The organism is Streptomyces sp. A01 (assembly GCF_059026195.1).
Genome location: NZ_JBWLKN010000001.1, coordinates 213,782 through 237,791, shown reverse-complemented (window position 1 = coordinate 237,791; position 24,010 = coordinate 213,782). Strand labels below are relative to the sequence as shown.

Annotated in this window: 22 protein-coding genes; 16 read left to right on the top strand and 6 right to left on the bottom strand. The window is 71.8% G+C overall.

The genetic code is table 11. From position 1 onward, the window contains the following. Positions 1 to 91 precede the first annotated feature (91 nt). Together AC5P1B_RS00805 and AC5P1B_RS00800 are read left to right on the top strand one after the other, a co-directional pair. Entirely contained in the window at positions 92 to 616 is a 525-nt protein-coding gene (locus AC5P1B_RS00805; protein WP_493884157.1) for a stress protein, read from the top strand. A 56-nt stretch (positions 617 to 672) separates the two neighbouring features. Further along, entirely contained in the window at positions 673 to 1,194 is a 522-nt protein-coding gene (locus AC5P1B_RS00800) for a stress protein (RefSeq protein WP_493884156.1), read from the top strand. Between the two features lie 196 nt (positions 1,195 to 1,390). Here the strand turns inward: AC5P1B_RS00800 and AC5P1B_RS00795 are convergent, their stop codons facing one another. Then, on the bottom strand, positions 1,391 to 2,134 hold the full coding sequence (locus AC5P1B_RS00795; protein WP_493884155.1) for an SDR family oxidoreductase: 744 nt from the start codon (positions 2,132 to 2,134) through the stop codon (positions 1,391 to 1,393). Positions 2,135 to 2,209: 75 nt separating this feature from the next. Here AC5P1B_RS00795 and AC5P1B_RS00790 point away from each other — a divergent pair, with 75 nt between their 5' ends. Then, entirely contained in the window at positions 2,210 to 2,692 is a 483-nt protein-coding gene (locus tag AC5P1B_RS00790; RefSeq protein WP_493884154.1) for an RrF2 family transcriptional regulator, read from the top strand. A gap of 82 nt (positions 2,693 to 2,774) precedes the next feature. Here the strand turns inward: AC5P1B_RS00790 and AC5P1B_RS00785 are convergent, their stop codons facing one another. Next, a complete protein-coding gene (locus AC5P1B_RS00785; protein ID WP_493884153.1) occupies positions 2,775 to 3,578 on the bottom strand; it encodes a methyltransferase domain-containing protein in 804 nt (267 codons plus the stop codon). Between the two features lie 28 nt (positions 3,579 to 3,606). On the opposite strand from AC5P1B_RS00785, the gene AC5P1B_RS00780 reads away from it, so the two are divergent. Further along, positions 3,607 to 4,041 (top strand): MerR family transcriptional regulator, encoded by a 435-nt coding sequence (locus AC5P1B_RS00780; protein WP_493884152.1) that lies wholly within the window; start codon positions 3,607 to 3,609, stop codon positions 4,039 to 4,041. 131 nt (positions 4,042 to 4,172) lie between these two features. Here AC5P1B_RS00780 and AC5P1B_RS00775 read toward each other — a convergent pair whose 3' ends face one another. Then, positions 4,173 to 5,804 (bottom strand): penicillin-binding transpeptidase domain-containing protein, encoded by a 1,632-nt coding sequence (locus AC5P1B_RS00775; protein WP_493884151.1) that lies wholly within the window; start codon positions 5,802 to 5,804, stop codon positions 4,173 to 4,175. Positions 5,805 to 6,160: 356 nt separating this feature from the next. After that, positions 6,161 to 7,096: a class A beta-lactamase gene (gene bla / locus AC5P1B_RS00770; RefSeq protein WP_493884150.1), complete on the bottom strand. Its 936-nt coding sequence runs from the start codon at positions 7,094 to 7,096 to the stop codon at positions 6,161 to 6,163. Positions 7,097 to 7,265: 169 nt separating this feature from the next. Between bla and AC5P1B_RS00765 the strand changes: the two genes are divergently transcribed. The 4 genes from AC5P1B_RS00765 (at position 7,266) to AC5P1B_RS00750 (ending at position 10,952) form a co-directional block, all read left to right on the top strand. Then, on the top strand, positions 7,266 to 8,168 hold the full coding sequence (locus AC5P1B_RS00765; RefSeq protein ID WP_493884149.1) for a LysR family transcriptional regulator: 903 nt from the start codon (positions 7,266 to 7,268) through the stop codon (positions 8,166 to 8,168). Next, entirely contained in the window at positions 8,165 to 9,067 is a 903-nt protein-coding gene (locus AC5P1B_RS00760; RefSeq protein WP_493884148.1) for a serine hydrolase, read from the top strand. The genes AC5P1B_RS00765 and AC5P1B_RS00760 overlap by 4 nt, the downstream gene beginning before the upstream one ends. Before the next feature lie 236 nt (positions 9,068 to 9,303). Further along, positions 9,304 to 9,654 (top strand): YciI family protein, encoded by a 351-nt coding sequence (locus AC5P1B_RS00755; protein WP_493884147.1) that lies wholly within the window; start codon positions 9,304 to 9,306, stop codon positions 9,652 to 9,654. 2 nt (positions 9,655 to 9,656) lie between these two features. Further along, entirely contained in the window at positions 9,657 to 10,952 is a 1,296-nt protein-coding gene (locus AC5P1B_RS00750; protein ID WP_493884146.1) for an RNA polymerase sigma factor, read from the top strand. Positions 10,953 to 11,132: 180 nt separating this feature from the next. On the opposite strand, the gene AC5P1B_RS00745 is transcribed toward AC5P1B_RS00750, so the two are convergent. Beyond that, complete coding sequence (locus tag AC5P1B_RS00745; RefSeq protein ID WP_493884145.1) at positions 11,133 to 12,632, bottom strand: acyl-CoA synthetase; 1,500 nt, start codon at positions 12,630 to 12,632, stop codon at positions 11,133 to 11,135. A gap of 179 nt (positions 12,633 to 12,811) precedes the next feature. Here AC5P1B_RS00745 and AC5P1B_RS00740 point away from each other — a divergent pair, with 179 nt between their 5' ends. From AC5P1B_RS00740 to AC5P1B_RS00725, 4 genes are all read left to right on the top strand, one after another. Continuing rightward, positions 12,812 to 14,071, top strand: coding sequence for a cytochrome P450 (locus AC5P1B_RS00740; RefSeq protein ID WP_493884144.1), 1,260 nt, complete (start codon positions 12,812 to 12,814; stop codon positions 14,069 to 14,071). Next, a complete protein-coding gene (locus AC5P1B_RS00735; RefSeq protein ID WP_493884143.1) occupies positions 14,071 to 15,135 on the top strand; it encodes a beta-ketoacyl-[acyl-carrier-protein] synthase family protein in 1,065 nt (354 codons plus the stop codon). Before AC5P1B_RS00740 ends, AC5P1B_RS00735 begins: the two co-directional genes overlap by 1 nt. A 60-nt stretch (positions 15,136 to 15,195) precedes the next feature. Beyond that, positions 15,196 to 15,711, top strand: a complete 516-nt coding sequence (locus AC5P1B_RS00730) for a hypothetical protein (protein WP_493884142.1) — start codon at positions 15,196 to 15,198, stop codon at positions 15,709 to 15,711. A 106-nt stretch (positions 15,712 to 15,817) separates the two neighbouring features. Beyond that, a complete protein-coding gene (locus tag AC5P1B_RS00725) occupies positions 15,818 to 17,305 on the top strand; it encodes an aromatic amino acid ammonia-lyase (protein ID WP_493884141.1) in 1,488 nt (495 codons plus the stop codon). 88 nt (positions 17,306 to 17,393) lie between these two features. Here AC5P1B_RS00725 and AC5P1B_RS00720 read toward each other — a convergent pair whose 3' ends face one another. Further along, the gene (locus AC5P1B_RS00720) at positions 17,394 to 18,011 is read right to left on the bottom strand and encodes a TetR/AcrR family transcriptional regulator (protein ID WP_493884140.1); all 618 of its coding nucleotides are present in this window, start codon (positions 18,009 to 18,011) and stop codon (positions 17,394 to 17,396) included. Positions 18,012 to 18,121: 110 nt separating this feature from the next. Here AC5P1B_RS00720 and AC5P1B_RS00715 point away from each other — a divergent pair, with 110 nt between their 5' ends. The 4 genes from AC5P1B_RS00715 to AC5P1B_RS00700 are packed head-to-tail and all read left to right on the top strand — an operon-like array spanning position 18,122 to position 23,857. Next, positions 18,122 to 19,321 carry an alpha/beta hydrolase family protein gene (locus tag AC5P1B_RS00715; protein ID WP_493884139.1) on the top strand — a complete coding sequence of 400 codons (1,200 nt, stop codon included), beginning with the start codon at positions 18,122 to 18,124 and terminating at the stop codon, positions 19,319 to 19,321. Further along, positions 19,321 to 20,736 (top strand): MFS transporter, encoded by a 1,416-nt coding sequence (locus AC5P1B_RS00710; protein WP_493884138.1) that lies wholly within the window; start codon positions 19,321 to 19,323, stop codon positions 20,734 to 20,736. The genes AC5P1B_RS00715 and AC5P1B_RS00710 overlap by 1 nt, the downstream gene beginning before the upstream one ends. Next, entirely contained in the window at positions 20,736 to 21,908 is a 1,173-nt protein-coding gene (locus AC5P1B_RS00705) for a thiolase family protein (RefSeq protein ID WP_493884137.1), read from the top strand. The genes AC5P1B_RS00710 and AC5P1B_RS00705 overlap by 1 nt, the downstream gene beginning before the upstream one ends. Next, positions 21,908 to 23,857, top strand: a complete 1,950-nt coding sequence (locus AC5P1B_RS00700) for an AMP-binding protein (protein WP_493884136.1) — start codon at positions 21,908 to 21,910, stop codon at positions 23,855 to 23,857. Before AC5P1B_RS00705 ends, AC5P1B_RS00700 begins: the two co-directional genes overlap by 1 nt. The last annotated feature ends 153 nt before the right edge of the window (positions 23,858 to 24,010 follow it).

The following is a 24,010-nucleotide window of genomic DNA, read 5'->3' as shown; positions in this document are numbered from 1 at the left end:
GCGGCGGAACAGCCTGGGATGTGAGCACCGGTCGAGCCGAAGGTGGGACACGTCCGCACACGTAACCGACCACGGGGAACAGGACATCACCATGAACTTCCTTCGGAAGCGCTCAGCCTCCCTTCTTGTGGGCTCCGCCGCCCTCGCCGCGACTCTCGTACCCGCCGTTCAGGCCAACGCGGCGCCCGCGCCGTCCCCGGCGCCCGCCGCGTCGGCGGCAGATGCCGGGCGGCCCGGTGCCGCGGTGGCGAAGGGCGCCGAGGTCCAGGTCATCTCGTCGGTGCTGCCGCTCGCCAAGCCGATCCGCAACACCATCGTGAACGCCATCGAGCGCAAACAGAACCGCAGCGGCTATGTGAAGAGCCTGCGGGAGGAGGCCTTCTACCAAGCCGGTGAGCGCTACAACGTCGTGGTCATGAACGACAGCGTCAAGCACAGCTGGGCCGTGAAGGGCGTCGTCTTCCACGCCAAGGCCAAGGGGCACCACAGCACGTACCGGATCTTGGTCTTCGAGTCGGGGAGGTTCACCAACCACGGCGACGGCGGGTTCATCAACTGGGCGTTCCGCGGCTGGTTCACCCGCGACGGCGGCACGGTCGACTTCCGCAAGCCGTGACGCCCGCGCGCCCTCGCCCTCGCCCGATGACGACCTCTGAGAGGACATCCTCCGCCATGACCAGCAAAACCGGCCTCGCCGCCCTGTCCCTGACCACGCTCTCCCTGCTCGCCGTCGGCGCCCTCCCCGCCCAGGCGGCCGAACGCCCCGCCCCCGCGCCGATATCCGCTCCGGCGTCCACCACGGCCCCGGCCCCCGCGCCCGCCCTGGCGGCGGCGCCCATCCCCCACGTCTCCGTGGCGTCGGACAAGCTCGGCTCCGGCGAACGCATCGCCAAGGCCATCCGCGGCATCAGGACCAGCAACCGCGGGGACTTCGTCAAGGAGACCGTGAACAGAGCGTTCACGCAGGCCGGTGGACGCCACAACGTGATGGTGTTCAACCTCAGCCAGGGCTACGCGGAACGCCTCGGCGGGATCAAGCTCTACGCCAACGTCAAATGGGGCAACATCTATTACGGCCTGTGGATCGCCGAGTCCGGTGAATTCACCAACACCGGCGACGGCGGCCACATCAACTGGGGCTTCCGCGGCTGGTTCGAGCGCCACGGCCAGACGGTGAAGTTCCACCGCCCCTGACGCGAGGCCGCGAGTCGCCCGAGGCCCACCGCCCCGGGCGGCTCAGGTGGCTCGGGCGGCCCGGTCAGGAGGCCGAGCCGCCATGGGCCACCCGGTCCGGCTCATGGGCGAAGCCCGCCGCTCGCGGCCGGATGCCCGCCGCCGCCCCGATCGCACCAGCGCCGGGGCGGCGGCGAGGCCGCCTGCCCCCGTGGTTCTACCGCTGTTCGGCGAGCCACGCGTCGAAGGTGGTCGGCGCGATGCGTGCGCTCTCGCCCGGCAGCAGCACGTTCCCGGCCATCGACGGGCCGAACGCCGCCGACCACGTCGGCACGAGCTTCACCGTACGGCCGCGCGCCTCGTTGGTGCGCCGGGCCATGTCCACCAGGTCCTGCGGTTCGGGACCGACGACGTCCACGTACCGCCCCTGCGGCTCGCCGGTCACGATCTCGGCGAGGATGTCGGCCACGTCCCCGGGCGCGATCGGCTGGACGAGCAGCGGCGCGATCGTGGCGACACCGTCCTGCTCGGTCCAGCTCGCCACCATCGCGGCGAAGTCGTGGAACTGCGCGGCCGGGACGATCGTCCACGGCAGCGGTCCCGCGGCGACAAGGCGCTCCTGTTCCCGCTTGCCGGCGTAGTGCGCATTGCCCTCGACGCGATCCATCCCGGCGATCGAGAGCAGGACATGGTGACGGACACCGGCCCGCTCCCCGGCGGCGAGGAGGTTCCGCGTGGTGGTGCCGAGGTACGCCACCGCCTCGGCCTTGTCGGTCGCCATGCTGTTGGTGGCGTCGATGACCGCCTCGACGCCGGTCAGGGCGTCGTCGAGCCCGTCCCCCGTCAGCAGGTCCACGCCGAGCGAGCGGCTGACGCGTACGACGTCGTGCCCGTCCTGTTCCAGGGCGGCGACGGTGAGGGCCCCGATGTTCCCGGTCGCCCCGGCAACTGCGATCCGCATGATGATCTCCCCTTCTCCCGCCGCGACGCTATCACGGACAAAAAAGGTCCGTAATATCTGCGATAGGCTCGGGCCGTGAAGCTGCCTGTGAGCACCGAATGGGTCCTGCACTGCGCCACGACGCTGGCACAGCTCGATCCGGGAGCCAGTGCGTCGACAACGCAGCTCGCGCAGTACTACGACCTCCCTGCGCCCTATCTCGCCAAGCAGCTGAAGTCGCTCGTCAAGGCCGGTCTGCTGGCCGCGACCACGGGTCCACGGGGAGGGTTCCGGCTCGCGCGGGCCGCCTCAGAGATCACCCTGCTGCAGATCGTCGAGGCCGTCGACGGCGCCTCGTCACCGTATGAATGCCGCGAGATCCGCCAGCAGGGACGGGGAGCGCTACCCGCCGATCAGTGCCGCCGCACCTGCGTCCTCGCCGAGAAGATGGCCGACGCGCACGAGGCGTGGCGGGACAGCCTCGCCGGGGTCACCCTCGCGGACATCCTCGCCACCCTGCCCCCGTCCGCGCCGCCCCGCACCCGGCTACGCCTGGCGGGGACGGAGCAGACGGCGTAAGCCCGGCCCATGCACCGCCGTGCGCGGCGCCACGCGCTGGGCTGTCCGGAGAACGGGGGCCGGGCGGGCGGGTGATGCTCGGTTACGGCTGAGTGAGCCGTCTCAGCGCCGGGCGGTGGCGGCGGCCACGAACAGCGGCGGCCACGAACATCGGCAGGGCCAGGAACATCCGGTCGGCTTCGGCGCGAGCGCGCTGCTCGGCGATCCAGGCGTCCGCCTGCCCGCGCGCCACAGCGCCGGCCGAACAGGCCCCTTCTGCCAGCCTCACCAGCAGGGGCAACAGGGACGCATCGGTGAAGATCCCCGTGTGCACCTCGACCGCCACCTCCTGGAATCCCGCGTCCAGGAGCAGATTGCGGTAGCGCCGCGCTGTCCGGGGGCCGACCACCAGGTCCGCGCGAGCGTGCACGATCGTACGGGTGAGAGCGGGCTCGTCGGAGTCGATGAGGAAGGTGTCCCAGTCCTGCCCGACCAGGACGATCCGCCCACCCGGAGCCAGGACGCGCCGGGCCTCCGCCAACGCCGCGTCAGGCGCTTCCAGTTCGTGGAAGACCTTGTCGGCGCGGTAGCCGTCCGCCGAGGCGTCCGGCAGCGGCAGATCCCGCGCCTCGCCACGCCGGAAGTCCCCCTCGGGCCACCGGCCGCGCGCCACCGCGATCATCTGCTCGTCCGGGTCCACCCCGATGGCCCTGACGCCCCGGCCCGCCAGCTCGGCCACGGCGCGTCCCGCACCGCAGCCCACGTCCACCACGGCCGCGCCTGGCCCGCTGCCGAGCAATTCGTACGAGCGGTGCCGCAAGTTCTGTGCTACGGGCAGCTGTTCGGCCGTGTCGAGCGCGGCGATGAGGTCATCCGCTGGCTTTGGGGTGTTCTTCTCCTTGGACATGTCCGCCAGGCTCGGACTTAATGTCGGGATGAAGTCAAGCACTCGTAGCGAGTCCCTGAGCATCGGCGCCGTCGCGGGACGCTTCGGTCTGCCCACCCACGTCCTGCGCCACTGGGAGACGGTGGGCCTGCTGGACCCCGCGCGTGACCCCGCCGGCCGACGCCGCTACGGTGCCGACTCCCTCACCCGCGTCGCCGTGATCCTGCGTGCCAAGGAAGCGGGCCTGTCCTTGGACACCATCCGCTGTCTGGTCGCCACCGCCGACGCCTCGGCACGCCGGAGCGTCCTGCGGCGGGAAGCCGACGCGCTGCGTTCCCGTATCGCCGCCGCCCACTCCGCGCTCGAACTCATCGAATGCGCCGTGGACTGCGACCATGAGGACGTCACGCGGTGCCCGCACTTCCGGCAGGCCGTCGAGCGCACGGGCACCCGGCTCAGCCCCGCCGCGGGCGGGCCGTCGTGAGGCCGCGACCTGCGGCGGGTAGCGGGTAGACGACGCGCCCGTACGTGAGGTCCGCCACGTGAGGTCCGCCGTCGCCAGGGACGCCCCGGAGCCGGTGATCGTTCATCGCCGGGACGATGTCGGCGTCCTGTTCATGACTGGTCGGCGGGGACGGCGGCCAGGAGACCGCGGACGACGGGCCCCGCCGAGGCGCCGCCGGTGACGCCCTTCTCGACGACGCAGGCCACGGCTATGTTGCCGCGATGAGCGACTATCCAGCCGTTGTTGGGTGCCTTCTCGGAGACCTCGGCGGTGCCGGTCTTGGCGCCGACGCCGCCGGGCAGATCGTCCAGGATGGTGGCGGTGCCGTCGGTGACGGTGGCGCGCATCATCTCGCGCAGCTGCGCGACGACCTTCTTCGGGAACGGGGTGGTGGTGGTCGCGTCCTTGTGGCCGCGTGTGAGGGTCGGCTGGTGGAACGTGCCGGACACCGCGGTCGCGGTGACGGACGCCATGATCAGCGGGTTGGCCTGCACTCTGCCCTGACCGATCATCGACGCGGCCTTCTCGGTCTGGTCACGGGGGGCCGGTACCGACCCGTCGTACGAGGGAATACCGACGCGCCACTCCTGGCCGACACCGAAGTACTTACCGGCGACGTCACCCAGTTCACGGTCACCGAGCTTGCCGCGCAGGCTGATGAACGCGGTGTTGCAGGACTCCGTGAAGTCCTTCCGGAAGGTCGCACCGCGGTATTCGGAGGTCTCGACGTTGTGGAACTGCTTCCCCACCGTGAGGTACTTGGGGCAGTCCACGACGGTGTCGGGCGTGACCGCGTCCTTGAGCAGCAGAGCGCTGGTGGTGACGATCTTCCAGGTGGAGCCGGGCGCGTAGGTGCCGGAGACGGCGCGATTGAACCCGGAGGACGGGGAGTTGGCAACGGCCAGAATCTCACCGTTGTCGATCCGCAGCACGACGAGTGCGGCGTCCTTGCCGCCGGCCTTGGAGGCGATGGCCTTCTCGGCGGCGGACTGCCAGGTGGCGTCGATGGTCGTACCGACGGGCTGGCCGGTGGAGCGGCCGGACTTCTTCCCGAAGGTGGCTTCCGTGCCCTTGACCTTCCCGGTGGCCCGGTCGATGAGCTGGACAGCACCGCGCGGACCGGCTCCTGCGCCCCCGGTGACCTGGGTGAGGACCGGGCTCAGGGACGGGTACGCGACGCCCGACAAGGTGTCCCCGTCGCGGTCGGTGACCTTGGGCAAGGCGGTGTTCTCGCGCTCCAGGCGGAACTTCTCCGTGCTGCTCAGCTTCGGGTGCACGAGGGACAGCGTCCAGTCCACCTCCCAGGCACCGTTGTCCTTCTTACGCAGAGGCAGGGACGAGGCGTAGGTCCAGGTGCCCAGCTCGGTGACGGGCATCTTGGCGGTGAAGGCGACGGTCACGGTGCCGTCCGGCCCGGCATCGGCCGCGCCCGGGGTCAGGGTGGGCTTGCTGATGTCGAGCCCGGCGGTGAAGTTGCGCAGTACGCGCTCCGCCTGCTCAGGGCTTGAGGTGAGCGCTGCCGCCTGCGCTGTGCGCCCTGCGGCCCAGTCGGCCAGGAAGGCGTGCGCCCGCGCCGTCGCGTCAGGATCGGGTTTCGGGGGCCCCGGCTCGAAGGGGCCCAGCTCAGCGGCGTACGCCACGCCCGCGACGAGCGCGACCGCCAGTCCCACCGCGGCGGCCGCCGTGCGGGCTTTCCTGCCGGGCGTGCGGCCGTAGCTGGTGACGTGTTCGGCATCGGACATCAAGGTGCTCCTTGTCATGGCTTCTCGCTCCGCCGGGGCGAAGCGTTGGGGAAGCGGTGGGGAAAGGTGCTGGTCGCGGGCGAGGCGACGGTGGCCCGTGGCACTTGCCGAACCGGGGCCTTGGGCCCGGAACTTGAGGCCCTGAGCTTGGGACCCGGGGCCTTGGGCCCGGAGCTTGGGACCCGGGGCCCGAACCCGGCCCCGGACCCTGGGCGCGCCGGGCCGCCGCGCCGCGCGCCCAGCCGGGTCACCACTCGGTCCACCGATCCACCGACCTGCCGACCTGCCGGCGGCCGACCTGCGGCGCATGCTTCTGCTACGGCAGCGTGTAGGCGAGCACGGCAACGTGCCGGTGACTACGACAGCGTGTCGGCGACCACGGATGCCGCTTCCGCGAGCAGTTTGTCGTCGTGCTCGTCGTCCTTCTCGCTGCGGTACGACATGATCGCCACGACGATGGGGGCGGCGTCGGGGCGCCACACCACGGCGATGTCGTTTCGGGCGCCATAGCCGCTGCCGGTTCCGGTCCTGTCGCCGACCACCCAGTCCTTGGGCATCCCGGCCTTGATGAGATCGTCTCCGGTGACGTTGCCTCGCAGCCACTTCGCGAGCTGCGCGCGTTCGCCCTTGCCGAGGACGTCCCCGAGCACGAACGCGCGCAGATCCTTGGCCAGTGCCCGGGGCGTGGTCGTGTCATGCGTTTCGCCTGGAGCCCATCGGCTCAGCTCCGGCTCGCGACGCTCCATCTTGGTGACCTCGTCGCCTGTCTCTTCGAGTACGGCGTTCAGGCCCCGGGGCCCGCCCAGTTGGTCCAGGAGGAGGTTGGCCGCGGTGTTGTCGCTGAAGCGGACGGCGGCGTCACACAGCTCGCCCAGGGTCATCCCGGTCTTGACGTGCTTCTCGGTCACCGGAGAGGGGTCGATGTAATCGTCCTTGGAGTACGTGATCCTCCGGTCCATCCCGCTCAGGGAGTACTTTCGGAGCACGGCACCGGCGGCCAGCGCCTTGAACGTGGACGCGTAGGCGAACCGCTCGCCATCGTTGTAGGCCACCTCGCGCCCGGTGCCGGTGTCGACGGCGTAGACACCCAGCCGCGCGTCGAACTTCCGCTCAAGCTTCTTGAACTCGCCGGTGAACGGCTTCGCGGCCGCCCTCGGCTTCGTCGTCTCCGCAGAGGGGGACGAGGAGCCCGAGGAATCCGAGGAGTCGCCTTGGCCGCAGGCCACGAGCGGGACGAGGGTGAGCGTGGCGAGCGCGCCAAGAACGGCGCGCCGGGTACGGGTGTACTGCATGGTCCAAACCTCCGGGGTTGCCCCGCACGCAGGGCGCATCGGGGAGGGAGCGACACGGCTCCATCCCGCTGCGTGGTCATGAGTGCCAGGAGCACCCTCACCCTCGGGCGGCCATGCGGTCCAATACGCGCATGCGCTGTTTCATGCTGTTCTGGCATAAGGTTCGGCTGTGGATCTCGTGGGAGCATGTCGCGCGTTTGTCAGCGTCAGCGAGCGCGGCAGTTTCACCGTCGGAGCGGCCGCCGCCCGGATGTCCCAGTCGGTGGCCAGCCGTCGCGTCGCCGCCCTGGAGGAACGCTTCGGTGAGCAGCTGTTCGAGCGCACCTCACGACGGGCCGTCCTCACCCCCTTCGGCCGGGACATGCTGCCGGCGGCCAGGCAGCTCGTACAGACGGCCGATGTGCTGCTGCATGAGGCGCAAGCCGCCAAGAGCAAGCCGTGGCGGCTCGCTGTGCCCGGCATATGCTCCACGGTCGGTCTCGCCCGCCTCGTCGCCGAGGCGCGCGGGCAGGGTGTCATGCTCGATCTCCGTGTGGCCGCGCCCGCGCAGCGCATGGAACTCATCCACGCGCAGCAGGTGCGCGGCGCCTTGCTCGCGGTGCCCGCGGGCGAGGCGATGTGGTCCGTTCCGCTCGGGCTCGCCGGTGCCCAAGATCCGGGAGTGAAACGCCTGTACCTCGAAACGCTGCGGATCGGACGGGCCTCCTCCGGCCCGGCCCGCCGCATCTGGCTCCAGCCGGAAGATGACGTACCGCACATCCGTGACCCGCTGACGCGACTGCGCGACGCGCTTGGTCTGCGGCCCGCACAGCTCGTCGCCGCGGCCGACCTGACGACCGCCACGGCAGAGGTCCTCTGCACACGCGACCTGTTGCTGTGCTCCCCCGCGCAGGCCGAGGAACTGGCCCTGAGCTGGCGTCCCGTCGGCGAGATAAAGCTCAGCCGGGGATTCGCGCTCGCCGCCGCGGCGGACGGCAATCCAGAGCACATCCGGGCGCGCCTGGGCGACGCCATCGCACGCTGCCTCGACGCGGACGCCCCGGCAGCCACCACGGGAGGGACCGGAGCGTGAGCACCGAGGCACTGCTTCACGACATGCGCCGCCAGCTGCACGACGGCGGCCTGCACGGCTGCCTGCTCGTACGGGATCTCCACACGGGGGACGAACTGGGGATCGACCCGGACACCCAGCTGCCTGCCGCGTCCCTGGTCAAGGTCCCGCTCGCGCTGGCGACGGCGGAGCGTATCCGAAGGGGCGAACTCGACGGAGCGACGATGCTCGACGTGCCACCCGGGCGGATCACCACGCCCGGCCCCACCGGACTGAGCCGCTTCCGCCACCCCGCCCGGGTAGCGGTCGACGATCTGCTCTACCTGAGTACGTGCCTGAGCGACGGAACAGCTGCCGACGCCCTGTTCGACCTCACCCCGCCCGCCCAGGTCACCGACATCCTCCAAGAGCTCGGCCTCCGCGGCCTCACCGTCCGGCACTGTGTGCATGAGCTGTCCGACACCCCCGTGGAACGCTTCGGCGCCGCCCAGGCCCATCTCGCCCACGCCCTCGCCATCGACGCCGGCACCAGCGGCCGCGGACACCGGGTGCCCCAACTCGACACCACCCGCGCCAACACCGGCAGCGCACGCGCCTGCGTCGAACTGCTCCAGGCCCTGTGGACCCCCTCGAAGATCCACCCCGAAGTGGCCGAGCGCGTGCGCGGCCTCATGGCCCACAACGTGCTCCGGCACCGGCTCGCCCCTGACTTCAGCTCCGACGCCACCACCTGGTCCTCAAAGACCGGCACCCTCCTCAACCTCCGCCACGAAATGGGAGTCGTCGAGCACTCCGACGGCCAGACCTTCGCCATCGCCGTCCTGACCGAGTCCCTCGTTCCCGCCAGCACCCAACCCGGCGCCGACGCCCTCATGGCCCACATAGCCCGCATCCTGCGCGACCACCTCCGCCAGCTCTGACAGCTCTGACAGCCGGAGCCTTGTCCCCCGGTCCGCTCAACCACCATGAGGCGGGCCGGAACTGGGCCACGTCCGGGCCCAGCCCCCAAGGCCGCTCGCCAACGAATCCCGGGAGAGCCCTCGTCTCGGAGAAGATGTTCGGGGAGGGTGTCGATCTGGCCGCGTCCCGATCGTCGTCATGGTGTACGGCGACCCGCCGCACGAGGAAAAGATCAGGACCTGACAGGAGTCGGACCATGAAGTACATGCTGCTGATCAACGCTGGTGCGATCGACGAGAAGGGCGCGGCCGCCGAGTGCGGCGTCGAGGACTGGATGGTCTACGACAAGGAGGTGAAGGACGCGGGAATCTGGGTCTCCGGGGAGTCCCTGGCCGATCTGGTCACCGCCACGGCCGTGCGGGTCGGCCAGGATGGCAGGCGGACCGTCACGGACGGGCCGTTCGCCGAGAGCCGGGAGGTCCTCGGCGGGTTCTACGTCATCGACGTGCCGGACCTGGATGTCGCGCTCGACTGGGCCGCCCGCTGTCCCGGCGCCCGCGGCAGCGGATCGGTCGTGGTGCGTCCGATCGCCGAGTTCGGGGTCTGACCGTGCCGGACGAGGGAGTCTCCGGGCCGGGCGTGCCCATCGAGTCGTCCGGCCGGTTGTCCGCGGAGTCGTCGGTGGAAGCGGTGTTCCGTGAGGAACGCGGTCGGCTGCTCGCCTCCCTCGTCCGCCGCTTCGGTGATCTCGACCTGGCCGAGGAGGTCACCTCCGAGGCCGTCGAGGCCGCTCTGGTGCACTGGCCGGCCGAGGGGGTGCCGGCCAAGCCCGGGGCCTGGCTGCTGACCACCGCGCGACGCCGGGCCGTCGACCGCCTGCGGCGGGACCAGGCATACGCCGCCCGCCTCGCCGTCCTCCAGGTAGAGGCGGACCGTGCCGATCCCGCCCCGCCCGCGGACGCCGACGACGACTTGCCTGACGACCGGCTTCGGATGTTCTTCACCTGCGCCCATCCCGCTCTCGCGGCCGAGGACCGTGCGGCACTGACTCTGCGCTGCCTGGCCGGTCTGACAACGCCCGAGGTGGCGCGGGCATTTCTGGTCCCGTCCACGACGATGGCCCAGCGGATCGTGCGGGCGAAGAAGAAGATCCGCCAGGCTCGTATCCCGTTCCGCGTGCCCGGCACCGACGAGTTGCCGGAGCGCCTGCCCGGAGTGCTCCAGGTCATCTATTCGATCTTCACCGAGGGTTACGCGGCCAGCTCCGGCCCGCGGCTGCAACGGCTCGACCTCGCCGAAGAGGCCATCCGCCTGGCGCGGATACCGCGTCGGCTGATGCCCGCCGAGCGGGAGGTCACCGGGCTGCTCGCCCTGATGCTGCTGGTCTACGCCCGACGGGATGCCAGGACCGGCCCGGACGGTGAGCTCGTACTGCTCGATGACCAGGACCGCGGCCGCTGGGACCGCACGATGATCGAGGAAGGCCGCGGCCTCGTGGTCTCCGCGCTGACCGGCGGGCCACCCGGCCCGTACGGGGTGCAGGCCGCGATCGCCGCTCTCCACGACGAGGCCACCGATGTCGCGACCACCGACTGGCCGCAGATCGTAGCGCTCTACGACGTGCTGCTCGCGCTCACCCCGTCCCCCGTCGTCAGCCTGAACCGAGCGGTGGCCGTGGCGATGCGCGACGGCCCGCAGGCGGGCCTGTCACTGCTCGACGCACTGGCCGACGAACCGTCACTGCGCCGCTACCACCCCTACCCGGCCGCCCGGGCTGACCTGCTCCACCGGCTCGGCCGGTTCCCCGAGGCCGCGGCGGCCTACCGGCAAGCGCTCGACTTGGCGGGCACCGAGCCGGAACGGGCTCACCTGAGGCGCCGCCTCCGTAGCCAATCCGGCCGGTGACCGCCACCGTGTGGGCGGGCTCCGTCCACACGGTGGCGGGCCTCGCCCTGTGGGCGGGCACCTCTTGAGCAGTCTGGGAAGCCCGGACGCGCGCCAACGGGCATAAGGGCCGATGAGAGTGGACGACAGTCACCGGTGAACCCGCGCCCGGCACCATGCCCCCAGTACTCAAGCCAGCACTCAAGCGCGGCCGTACCGTTCCTTGACCTGTTGCCGCACGGGCTTCCCCGTAGCGGTATGGGGAAGTTCCGCCGCGAGCACGGCGGAGCGGGGGATCTTGTACCCGGCCAGTCGGCCGGCCAGGGAGGCGAGGACCTCGTCCGCGTCGAGGGACACGCCGGGTGCCGCCACCAGGACCGCGCGGCCGACCTCGCCCCAGGCGGTGTCGGGCACCGGGACCACCACGCACTCGGCGACACCGGGGTGGGCCAGCAGCGCGTGCTCGACCTCGGAGGGGTAGATGTTCTCGCCGCCTGAAATGATCACTTCCTTGACGCGGTCCACGATGGTCACACAGCCGTCGGCGTCGATGCGGGCCGCGTCTCCCGTACGCAGCCAGCCGTCCGCGAACGCGGCCTCGGTCTCCTCCGGCCGGTTCCAGTACCCGGCCATGACGTTCGGACCGCGCACAAGTAGTTCGCCGGTCTCCCCTGTGGCGGCGTCGGCGGCGGTCCCGGTGGGGCCGGGGCGCGCGACGCGTACGTCGGTGAACAGGTGCGGCACCCCGGCGGCGCCCGGTCCGGCGTCGGTGTGCCCCTCGTGTGTCAGCAGGACGCCGGGGGCCGCCTCCGTCATGCCGTAACCCCGGCGCAGGACGAGCCCCCGCCGCGCGTACGCGGTCACCAGGGACGCGGGCACCGGGGCGCCACCGCAGACGACGGTGTGCAGGGTGGAGAGGTCGGCGCGGTGCCAGCGGGGGTGGTCGGCGATCCGCCGGAGCATCGTGGGCACACCGAACATGGACGTGACGCGATGCCGTTCGACCGCTGCGAGCGCCGCGCCCGCGTCGAAGGATTCCATGAGCACGCAGGTGCCGCCCTTCAGCAGGACCGGGAGGGCCTGCATGCCCAGCGCCGCGGCGTGGTACAGCGGTGCGGCGACCAAGGCGACCTCGTCGGACGTCAGGTCCTCGTCGACCAGGACGTTGACCGCGTTCCAGGTGAGGTTGGCGTGGGTCAGCACGGCTCCCTTGGGGCGCCCGGTCGTGCCCGAGGTGTAGAGGATCACGCAGGGGTCGTCCGGCGCCACCGGCTCGGCGGGCGGCTCGGCCGGCCCGGCCGTGGGCGTGTCGTACGCCGCTCCGCCCACCTCGATCCGCGGCACACCGGTGACGGTCGGCGGGACCGGGCGGGGCCCCGCGTGCAGCAGCAGCCGGGCCTCGCAGTCCGCCAGCTGGTAGGCGAGCTCCGGAGCCGCGAGCCGCGTGTTGAACGGCACGAACACCGCGCCCAGCAGACCGGTGGCGAACAAGGACGCCAGGAAGTCGGGGTGGTTGGGGCCGAGGAATCCCACCCGGTCGCCCCTGCGCACACCGCTGTCCCGCAGGACCTGGGCGAGCCGGGAGGCGCGCCCGCACAGACCGCCGTACGTGATCCGCTCCTCGTCACACACCACCGCGGTGCGGTGCGGGGTGCGCCGGGCCCGCCGCGCGGGCCAGGAGCCGATGCCTTCGTTGCGCATGCGCTGCCCCCTGCGCGGTCCGCCTCGGTGGTGCGGGGCATCGCGCTGCCGCACGGGTGAAGAGGAGACGGAATAGGACGGTGAGTGTGAAGAAGGAGTAGAAAGGGTGAGCATGCGACGATTTGTTACTAATGGTAGTATATGAGTAACGCAAGGTGTTCAGCAAGTGGGGAGTCGCGGTGATCGCTGGTCCAGGCACGACGCTTCTCATGGACGTGCGGGTGCGCCACAGCCCTGCGGCCGAGCGCATCGACACCCGCGGCGAACCCCCGGTGTGGCGCACAGCCCTGCCCGACGGCTCCTCGGCCTGGGTCGTGACCGGGTACGACGCCGCGCGCCACGTCGTGACGGAGGCGACCTTCGTCAAGCCGGTCGTGCAGGGCGGCGAGCGCTGGAAGCGCTACCTCGGCTTCACCGGGCCGCAGGTCACCGACAGCATCATCCGCAGCATGCTCAACACCGACGGGGACCTGCACCGGAGGCTGCGCGGCCTGGGCGCGCTGGCTCTCTCACCCGAGCGCGTACAGACCGCCGCCGCCCGCGCGGAGCCCCTCGCCGAGGCCCTGCTCGACGGGATCGCCGACCACGGCCACGCCGACCTCGTCCACGACTTCGCCCACCCCTTCGCCGTCAGGTCGATCACCGAACTGCTGGGCTACCCGCCCGACTTCGTCCAGCGCGCGCTGGACCTGCCGCGCTGGGGCCCGTCGCCGCTCTTCGATCCGCCCGGCTCACCGGCGCGCGAGCGCTACGCCGCCGAGCGGGAGGCCATGAGCGAGCTGATGCACGACCTCGTCGCGTACAGACGGGGCCACCCGGGGCCTGACGCCGTCAGCGAGATGATCGCGCACGCCGACGCCACCGGCCTGGACGAGGGGCAGCTGACCTCCACCCTCTTCCTCCTGCTCGTCTCCGCCTACGAGCCCGTCACCGACTTCCTCACCGCCAGCCTGTACGCGCTCTGGCAGCGCCCGGACCTCCTGGCCGATCACGACCTCGTGACCGCGGGCATGGACGAACTCCTGCGCTACACCTCGCCGTTGGCGGCCACCATGCCGCGCTTCGCGACCCGGCCGACCGAGTTGCACGGCGTGGGGATCGAACCGGGTGACGCGATGATCGTCCACATCGCCCTCGCCAACCGCGACCCGGACCGTTTCACCGACCCCAACCGCCTCGACCTGAACCGGCGCGTCGGCCAGGACCTCACCTTCGCCCACGGGCACCACTTCTGCCTCGGCAGCCACCTCGCCGTGCGGCTGTGCCGCACGGCCCTCGGCGCGGTCCTGCGCCGCCTGCCCGGGATCGCCGCGGCCCAGCCGCTCGACACGCTGCCCTGGCAGCGCGGCTCGACCGGTGACATCACCCACCTGCACGTCACCGCGGGCCTGACGGCGCTGCCCGTCACGTTCGAGCCTCAGCCCGTGGCGGTCTCCTGATGGCCCGCGTCACCGGCCTGTCGGTCCTCACCGCGTACGGCCGCGGCCACGAGGCGCTCTGGGAGGGCCTGGCGTCCGGCACACCGGCCACCACACCGGTCACCCGCTTCGACACCGCGCGGCACCGGGCGCACCACGCCGCCACTCTCCCCGGCACCCCCGATCCGTACGCGGAACTGGAACACCTCATCAACGAGGCCTGCGACCAAGCCGGGCTGTCACCCGCCGACCGGGCCACCACCCCTGCCGTCCTCGCCCTGCACGCTGGTCCGGACACGACCGGCCTGGCCGCCGCGCTGGCGGACGCCTGCGGTCTGCGCGAGGTGCTCACCGTCCATACCGCCGCCTGCGCGGCCTCCACCACCGCCGTCTCCGAAGCGACCCACCTCATCGGCACGGAGGCCGAACCGCGGGTCGTCGTCGCCGGCGCCAGCTTCGTCGACGCGAGCATGTTCGCCGCCTTCGACAGCGCGGGCATTCTCGCCCCGGGGGGCGTCTGCCGCCCGTTCAGCGCCGGGCGCGACGGGCCCGTACTGGGCGACGGCGCCGCCGCCGTGGTCCTCGAACGGACCGGCACCGCACGGCCATGGGCGGACATCCGGGGCTGGGGCAACGCCGCCGAAGCCCACCACGTCTGCCGGCCCCACCCCGAGGGGCGCGGTCCCGCCGCCGCCGTCGCCACCGCCCTGCGCCGGGCCGGCATCGAGAGCCATCAGGTCGGCTACGTCAACGCCCACGCGACCGCCACTCCCGCCTTCGACACCGGCGAGGCCGCCGCCATCCTGAGCGCGCTCTCCCCGCACGGCGCGCGGGTTCCCGTCAGCTCCACCAAGGCCCTGCACGGTCACTGCCTGGAAGCCTCCGGCCTGGTCGAACTGGCTGTCTGCGCCCTCGCCTTCCGCCACCAGGAACTGCCCGTCAACGCCAACTACCTCGCCCCCGACGAGGACTGCCCCCTCGACCTCGTACTCGATACGGGCCGCGCCCCGCAGTCCCGCTACGCGCTGAGCCTCAGCACCGGTTTCGGCGGCGTCTGCACGGCCCTCCTCCTGGCGATGCCGTAGAACCGACCGCCCCCGTGCCCACAACGCCCTGAGTGCGGGACGGGCCTCATGGAGGACGCCATGGAACTGATAGTCCACACCCAGGCCCAGTGGCCGCCCCCGGACGACCCCTCGGCGAGTCTGCCGGAGGTCCCGCGCTTCGACACCTCGGCCTTCGCGCCCCTGCTGGTGGCCGTCGGCGAACGGTGCCTGACCGCGCGCTACGGCGCACCCCCGCTGCCACCGGCGCTCGGCCCGCGTACCGCCCTCGTCCTGGCGGCCACGCGGGGCGACGTGGTCACGCAGACCGCCATCGACGACGCGGTGGCCGGTCAGCGACCGGTGCCCAAACCGCTGCTCTTCCAGAACGTCCCCTCCACGGCGCTCGGCCACCTGAGCGCCGTCTGGGGCCTGGCGGGTCCGCTCATCACCACCCTCGCCATCCGCGACCTGCTGGCCACGGCACACACCACCGCGGCCCGCGTCATCGCCACCGGCGATGCCGATCAGGTCCTGGCCATCGGCGCCGACCCGGGCGACAGCCCGGCGTCACCGGGCACGGCCTGGGCCCACCTGCTCACGGCCGCCACGTCCTGACCGCCGTGTTCCGACGGCCACCGGACCGGCACCGACGGCCCTGCCGCCCGCCCCTCACGGTGGCCGCCCAAACCCCACCCCCTCGACATCCCACCCAAGGAACCCGATGCCCTCGAACCTGAGGCACCCCGCGGCCGAGCTGCTGTTCCCCTCGAAGCTGACCCCCGAGACCCTCGAAACAGCCGCGCGGCCCGTCACCGTACGCCTCGACGACGCCGCGCGCGCGGCCGTCGCACGCTGCCATGACTACCTCCACATCTGCATCAGCGAAGGCCGCGACATCTACGGCACCACCACCGGCTTCGGGCCCCTGGTCGGCTACGCGGGGCGGGAGGACGAGGCGGACCAGTGCGAGAACGTGCTCAGCCACCTCGAAGTCGGCCAGGGCCAGGACCTCGATCCCCCGATCGCCAGGGCCGCGATGCTCGTCCGCCTGTGGAGCCTCGCCCGGGGCCGGTCGGGGGTGGCTCCCACCGCCGTCGACGCCCTCACCGCGATGCTCGCCACTCCCTTCGCACCGGCGATGCCCGAGTACGGCTCGGTCGGCGCCAGCGGTGACCTCGCACCGCTGGCACACGCCATCAGATCCCTCCAGGGGCGCGGTCAGGCGTACTTCCACACCACCCGCATGCCCGCCGCCGAAGCCCTCGCGAACTCCGGGCTGCGTCCGCTGGAGCTCAGCGGCCGGGACGCGCTCGGCCTGGTCAACGGGACATCCGTCAGCGCCGCCGTCGCCGGCCTCGCGCTCGCCGCCCTGAACCGCTCGCTCAACGTCGGCACCGCGCTGACGGCCCTGCTCGCCGACATCCTCGGCTGCCGCCCCGACTTCGCCGCCCCCGAGATCTTCGAGGCACTGGGCCACGACGACACGGCCGACCGCGCGGCGGACCTCCGCAAACAGCTCGCCGGCCACGAGCCCAGCGGCACCCGCGCCCTCCAGGAGCCCTACACCCTGCGCTGCGCGCCGCACCTCCTCGGCGCGGCCGCGACGAGCTTGCGCCATGCCCGCCAGGTCGTCACCGACGACCTCAACGGCATCAGCGACAACCCCCTCTTCTTCCCGGAGCGCGACGTCATCGCGCACGGCGGCAACTTCTTCGGTCAGCAGGTCGCCTTCGCGGCCGACCTGATGTCCATCACCGCCGCACAACTGGCCAACCTCGCCGAGCGCCAGCTCGACCTGCTGATCGATCCCCGGCGCAACGGCGGCCTCAACCCCGTCCTGGCCAAGGACCCCGGCCGCGACCACGGCGTCCAGGGCGTCCAGCTCGCCGCGACCTCCCTCGCCGTCGCCGCTCGCCGCGCCGCCACCCCCGCCTCCATGCAGAGCGTTCCCACCAACTACCACAACCAGGACATCGTCCCGTTCAGCACGCAGGCCGCGTTCTCCGCGCTCCGGCAGTCCCGGTCGCTGCGTCTCCTGCACGGCTCCCTCGCCGTCGCCCTGCGCCAGGCCGTCCACGTGGGCGCACGCCGTCCCACCGCCGACGCCTGCGCCCGCGTCCTGGACGCCCTCGAACCGACCGTGGCGCAGGGCAGGTCCTGGGCCGAATCGGTGCGCGCCGCCGCCGACGCGCTCGACCACACCTGCTGACCCGCACCTGCTGACCCGGCGATGGCACGGCAGGCCGGGTGAGCCGCCCTGCCGCTCCGCCGAGGGCGTGACCCGGCGGCTCGCGTGCTCAGCGGCTGGCGACCAGCGCGGCCGTGACGGCGTTGCTCAAGCGGGTGACGTAGGCGTCGTCGGTCGGCCCGCCGACGGCGAGCACCCGGAAGTACAGCGGCGCGCCGAAGATGTCAATGGCGAGGCTGGCGTCGATGTCGGGCGGCAGCTCGCCGCGCTCGATCGCCCGGCGCAGCAGGGTGGCGACCGCGCTGCGCCGGGGCGTCAGGACCGTCTGGTGCAGCGCCGCGCTCAGCGCGCTGTTGCGGGCCGACTCGGCCACCAGGTCGGGGATGATCCTGCCGACGAGCGGATGCCGGAGAGCCGTCATGGTCTCCCTGATGAACCGCTCGACGTCGCCGCGCAGTGACCCGGAGTCGGTCGTGGTGGGGAGATGTTCACGGGCGGCCTCCGATACCAGGCTGACGACCATGGCCTCCTTGGAGGGCCAGCGGCGGTACAGGGCGGCCTTTCCGACGCCCGCGCGCCGGGTGACGGACTCCATCGACATGCGCGTGTATCCCGCGCCCGCCAGTTCCTCGAACGCCGCCCGCCTGATGGTCTCGGTCACCGAGTCCCGGAGCAGAGCGGCGCCGGCGGGCGCGCGGCCGAGATCGGTGTCACTGGTCGAGGTCATGATCCAACATTAGCAGGGAACGGAACGGTTGCGTTCCATTATGGCCCGGGTGTTAACTACCGACGAGGGTCGGAACGGGCCCGTTCCGTTCCGGGCGAGAGGCGGCCGCGATGAGGTTCCTGTTCGACGACAAGGCATTCTCGTTTCAGGCGCTGCGGACAGCGGGCCACGCCGCGTACGGCGGCGCCGATCTCGGGGAGGTGCTGGTCACCTGCCGCAACATCCCCGCCGGCGATGAGGCGGCGTGGTACCGCGAATGGGCGGCCAGCGCCGAGCGGATACACCGGGCCGGGGTCGACTCACTCGCCGCCGGCCACCCGGTGAGCGCGCGCGACGCCTTGTTGCGCGCCTCGAACTACTACCGCAGCGCCGACTTCTTCCGCGTCCTGGAACGGGACGAGGACGAGGAGTCGGCCCGGCTCGCCTGGCTGTCACGGCAGACGTTCGCCACGGCGGCCACGCTGTTCGACCCTCCGGCGCGACCCCAGCGCATCCCGTACGAGGACACCGAGTTGCCGGGATATCTCTTCCTCGCCGACGCGTCGGGCGAGCCCCGCCCCACCGTGATCCACCACGGTGGCTACGACTCCACCCTGGAGGAGCTGTACTTCATGGCGGGGGCGGGCGCGCTGCGCCGTGGCTACCACGTACTCGCCTTCGAGGGGCCGGGACAGCAGTCCGTACGGCGTGACCAGGGGCTGGTCTTCCGTCCTGACTGGGAGAAGGTGGTCACGCCGGTGGTGGACCACGCGCTGACGCTGCCCGAGGTCGACGCCGGGCGTCTGGTGCTGCTCGGCACCAGCCTCGGTGGCGCTCTCGCCGCCCGCGCCGCGGCCTTCGAGCACCGCTTCGCCGCCTGCGTCCTGCACAACGGGATCTTCGATTTCTACCAGGTCCCGCTGACGGGCGTGCCCCCGTTCCTGGCCGAATGGGTCGCCGAGGGCCGTGATGACGTGGCGGAACCCGTGCTGCGGGCCCGGATGGCCGACGACACGCAGGCGCGTTGGTTTGTACGGCACGGCATGTGGGTCTTCGGCGCCGAGTCCGCGGCCGAGGCGCTGCGCGCCTGCGCCCCGTACCACCTCGACGGCATCGCCGACCGGATCACCTGCCCAACCCTGGTGCTGGAAGCCGAGAACGACACCGTCTTCCGCGGCCAGGCCCAGCGCGTCCACACCGCGCTGCGCTGCGAGAAGGAACTGCTGGTGTTTCCCGAGGCGCACGGCTGCGGTGAGCACTGCCAGGAAGGGGCGGCGCTCCACTTCCATCAACAGGTCTTCGACTGGCTGGACGAGCGACTGGCCGCGTGATGGGAAGCGAACGACGCCGCCTGACAGGCGTACGACACAGCGAACTGCCACCGGACGCGTCAGCCGACGCCGTGCGCCGGCGCGCCCGCACCATCCTGGTCATCCTGGCCCTCTTCATCGTGATCAACGCCGCCGACAAGGCCGTGCTCGGCCTCACCGCCGGCCCGATCAAGGAGGATCTCGATCTCACCGCCACCGAGTTCGGGACCATCGCCAGCAGCTTCTACCTGCTGTTCAGCGTGTCGGCCGTCGCCGTCGGCTTTCTCGGCGACCGGATACGCGCCCGGCCGCTGCTCGCCGTGCTCGCCCTGGTCTGGGCGGCGGCGCAGCTGTCGATCCTGGTTCCGGCGGCGGGATTCGGCGCGCTCGTCGCCACCCGGGTGGCTCTCGGCGCGGGCGAGGGGCCGGGACTCCCGCTCGCCAACTACACCGCCTTCACCTGGTTTCCGGACAAGGAACGGTCCCTGCCCGCCGCGGTGGTACTGGCAGGCGCGGCGTGCGGCACGGTGGTGGCCGCCCCGCTGGTCATCCTGGTCAGCAACACCCTCGGCTGGCGTGCCGCGTTCGGCCTGCTCGGTGCCGTCGGAATCCTGTGGGTGGTCATCTGGCTGCGGCTCGGCGGCGGCAGCGGCCCCTACGCCGCACGCGTCGGCGCCGTCGACATGGCTGCGGACGGCACGGCGGGCAACGGGCCGAAGGCGGCCGAGGGTGACGTCGCGTGGTGGCGCATCACCGCCACCGGCACCTGGCTGGGCGCCACGTGTTCCACGTTCACCGTGATGTGGACCTTGGCCATGGCCTTCGCCTGGCTGCCGTTGTATCTGGAGGAGCAGGCCGGATTCAGCGACACGGCGGTGGGCGGCATCGTCGGCCTGCCCGCGCTGTCCATGGCCGTCATCGTCATCACCGCGGGGACCATCGCACAGCGGTTGCTCCGGCGCGGCGCCAGCGCCCGGGTCGCCCAGGGCCTGGTGGGGGCCACGCTCCCGCTCCTGGCGGGTGTCTGCATGCTGCTGGCGACCCGCGTCGGACCGGTCGCGCTGATGCTGCCGCTGCTGGTCATCGCGTTCTCCGCGGGCAACGGGCAGACACCGCTGACCAATTCGGCGATCGCGGACATCTGCCCGCCCGGGCGGCGAAGCGCCGCCTTGAGCCTGTCGTACGCGCTCGCCGCACTCTCCAGCCTGCTCGCCCCGTACGTCACCGGCCGGATCATCGACGCCGCGCCGAGCGAGGCGGTGGGGTACACCCGGGCCTTCGACCTCGCCGGCGGGCTGCTCATCGCGGGCGGGCTCCTGTCGTTGCTGCTGATCCGGCCGGACCGGGACGCCGTCGCCCTGCGACGGGCGGCCTCGGACCTCCCTCCCCCTGGCACGTCGCCTCCCTCCCTACCTGAAGAAAGGAGTTCGGTCTGATGCTCCCCGACATCGCGATCATCCAGGGGGCCCGTACGCCCATCGGGCGGTTCAACGGCGCACTGCGCTCCGTCCCCGCCCACCAGCTGGGCGCGCTGGCCATCCGGGAAGCGGTCGCGCGTGCGGCGGTCCGGCCGCACGCCATCGACGAGGTCGTTCTCGGATGTGTGGGGCAGGTCGGCCCCGACGCGTTCAATGCCCGGCGCGCGGCTCTGGTCGCCGGACTGCCCGTCCAGGTCCGCGCCCACAACGTCAACCGGCTGTGCGGCTCGGGCCTGGAGGCGGTCAGGACCGCGGCGCAGACACTCGCGGTCGGGCACGCCGACCTCGTGGTGGCCGGGGGCAATGAGTCGATGACCCGTCAGCCGCTGCTCGACTACAGCGAGCGGGCCGCCGACGAAGTGGGCGCAGACGGCCGGATCGACGGCACCATCTCACTGGTCACCGACCCCTTCGGCGGCTACTCGATGGGCATCACGGGCGAGCGCGTGGCCAGCCGCTTCGGCATCTCCCGGGAGCGCCAGGACCAGTGGGCCGCGGAGAGCCAGCGCCGGGCCGCCGTCGCGCTCACGCAAGGACGGTTCACGGACCAGATCGTCGCGGTGGACACTCCGGACGGGCCGGTCGAGCGGGATGAGCACCCCCGCCCCGGCACGACGGTGCAGAAGCTCGCGTCCCTCGCCCCCGCCTTCGACGAGACCGGCACGATCACCGCGGGCAACTCGGCAGGCATCAACGACGGTGGCGCCGCGGTGGTCATGGCGCGCGGCGCCGACCTGGGTTCCGCCGGCCCACCGCTGTGCTGGCTGCGGGACACGGTCATCACCGCACTCGAACCGGAGATCATGGGCTTCGCCCCCGCCGGGGCGATCGGGAAACTGCTGGAACGGACCGGTCTCACCGTCGGCGACATCGCGGTGGTCGAACTCAACGAGGCCTTCGCCGCACAAGTGCTCGCCGTCGTCGACGACGTCAAGCTCGACCCGGAACGCGTCAACCCCAACGGGGGCGCGATCGCGCTCGGCCATCCCATCGGCGCCACCGGCACGATCCTGCTGCTGAAGGCCGCGTACGAGCTGCGCCGCACCGGGCAGCGATACGCGGTGGTCGCCCTGTGCATCGGCGGCGGCCAGGGCATCGCGTCCCTGATCGAGAACCCGATGGACATCTGATGGGCGGCTACGCGTGGCACCCGACGCCCGATCTCCTTCAGCACAGCAACGTCGCCGCGTTCTGCCGCGCCCACGACATCCGCGGCTACCGTGAGCTCCAGCGCCGGTCCATCGCCGATCCGGAGTGGTTCTGGTCCCAGGCCGCCCGGGACATCGGCATCACCTGGCACGTCCCGCCCCGCCGGGTCCGCGACGACCGCGCCGGAATCGCGGCGACGCGCTGGTTCTCCGGCGGGCGCACCAACCTCGTGGACTCGTGCCTGGAGCGCCACCTGCGCCAAGGCCGCGGCGGCGCGCTCGCGCTGCGCTGGGAACGCGAGGACGGGGCCAGCGGCCGGCTCAGCTACGCCGAGCTGGCCGATCTCAGCGCCCGCGTCGCCAGCGGGCTGCGGAGCCTGAACGTCGAGGCCGGGGACCGGGTGGCGGCCTATCTGCCGCCGGGCCCCGAGGCGTTCGCGCTGCTCTTCGCCTGCGCCCGGATCGGAGCCGTCCTGGTCCCCATGTTCTCCGGCTTCGGCCCGGGGGCGCTCGCCGTACGCCTGGTCGACGCCGAGGCGCGCGTGCTGGTCACGGCGCACGCCACCACACGGCGCGGCAAACACCACACCATGGAGACCATCGCCCGTACCGCTGTGGACAAAGCACCCTCCGTGCACCACCTGGTCGTGGTGGGGACCGACGACCAGGTGGACGGCCACGTGGACGAACCGGGCTCGTCCCGGCCGGTGACCACACCGTGGAAGTGGCTGGCGACGGCGGAGCGGGCCAAGACCGTGCCGCTGCCCAGCAGCGCTCCCTTCCTTCTGCTGCACACCTCGGGCACCACCGGCCGTCCCAAGGGCGCCATCCACACGCACGGCGGGTTCCCCCTCCAGGTGGGCTCGGAAGTCCGCTACAACTTCGACGCACGGCCCGACGATGTGGCCTTCTGGGTCACCGACCCCGGCTGGGTGATGTTCCCGCTGGTCGCCATCGGCTGCACGCTCGCCGGAGCCTGCGTCCTGACGTACGACGGCGCGATCGACCACCCGGACCACGGCCGTCTGTGGCGGCTGCTCGACGAGCACCGGGTGACGGTCTTCGGCAGCTCCCCCAGCCTGTCCAGGACCCTGATGGCGCGCGACCTGCCGGTCACGGCGGCCCCCTCTCGGCTACGCGTCCTCGGCTCCACCGGGGAACCATGGACCGAGGAGGCCTGGCACTGGTACTTCGCCGAGTTCGGTGGCGCCCGCTGTCCTGTCATCAACATCAGCGGCGGTACGGAGGTCGGCGGATCGCTGCTGGCCTCCTCCCCGACGCTGCCCCAGTCGCCGTGCGGCTTCTCCGGCCCCTGCCTCGGCATCGACGCCGACATCGTGGACGACTCGGGCGAAGCGGTGCCCGACGGAACACTCGGCGAACTGGTCGTCCGGCACTCCTGGCCCGGCATGACACAGGGGCTGTGGCGGGCACCGGGACGGTTCGCGCGGACCTACTTCCACCGGCACAAGGACCTGTGGGCGCACGGCGACCTCGCCTCACGCGTCGGCGACGAGTGGTTCCTGCACGGTCGGCTGGACGACGTCATCAAGGTGGCGGGCAAACGGCTCGGACCGGCCGAGGTCGAAGATGTCGTGCTCACGCATCCGGCCGTCACCGAGGCGGCTGCCATCGGCGTGCCGCACCGCCTCAAGGGCGAAACGCTCTGGTGCTTCGTGGTGACCTCCCACCACGCGCTGGGGGGCTACGGCACGGCGCAGATCAGCGACCAGGTGGCGGACGCCCTGGGACACAGCTTCCGGCCGAGCCGTGTGATCGCCGTCCCCGAACTGCCCAAGACCCGCAACGGCAAGGTGATGCGGCGGCTGATCCGCAATCTCGTCACCGGCGCGCCGCCCGGCGACCTGTCCACCCTCGTGAACCCTCGTAGCCTCGAAGCCCTCCGCGGCGCCCTTCGTCACGCCGAATGACACCGCCTGACGCGAATGACACCGAATGACACCGAATGACACCGAATGACACCGCATCCCCCCGCACGGCGCAGGAGACGGCTGACAGCTGACAGCTGGCTCCTGACGCCTGAACACCTGACCACCTGAACCCTGTCCATCGACGCAGACACC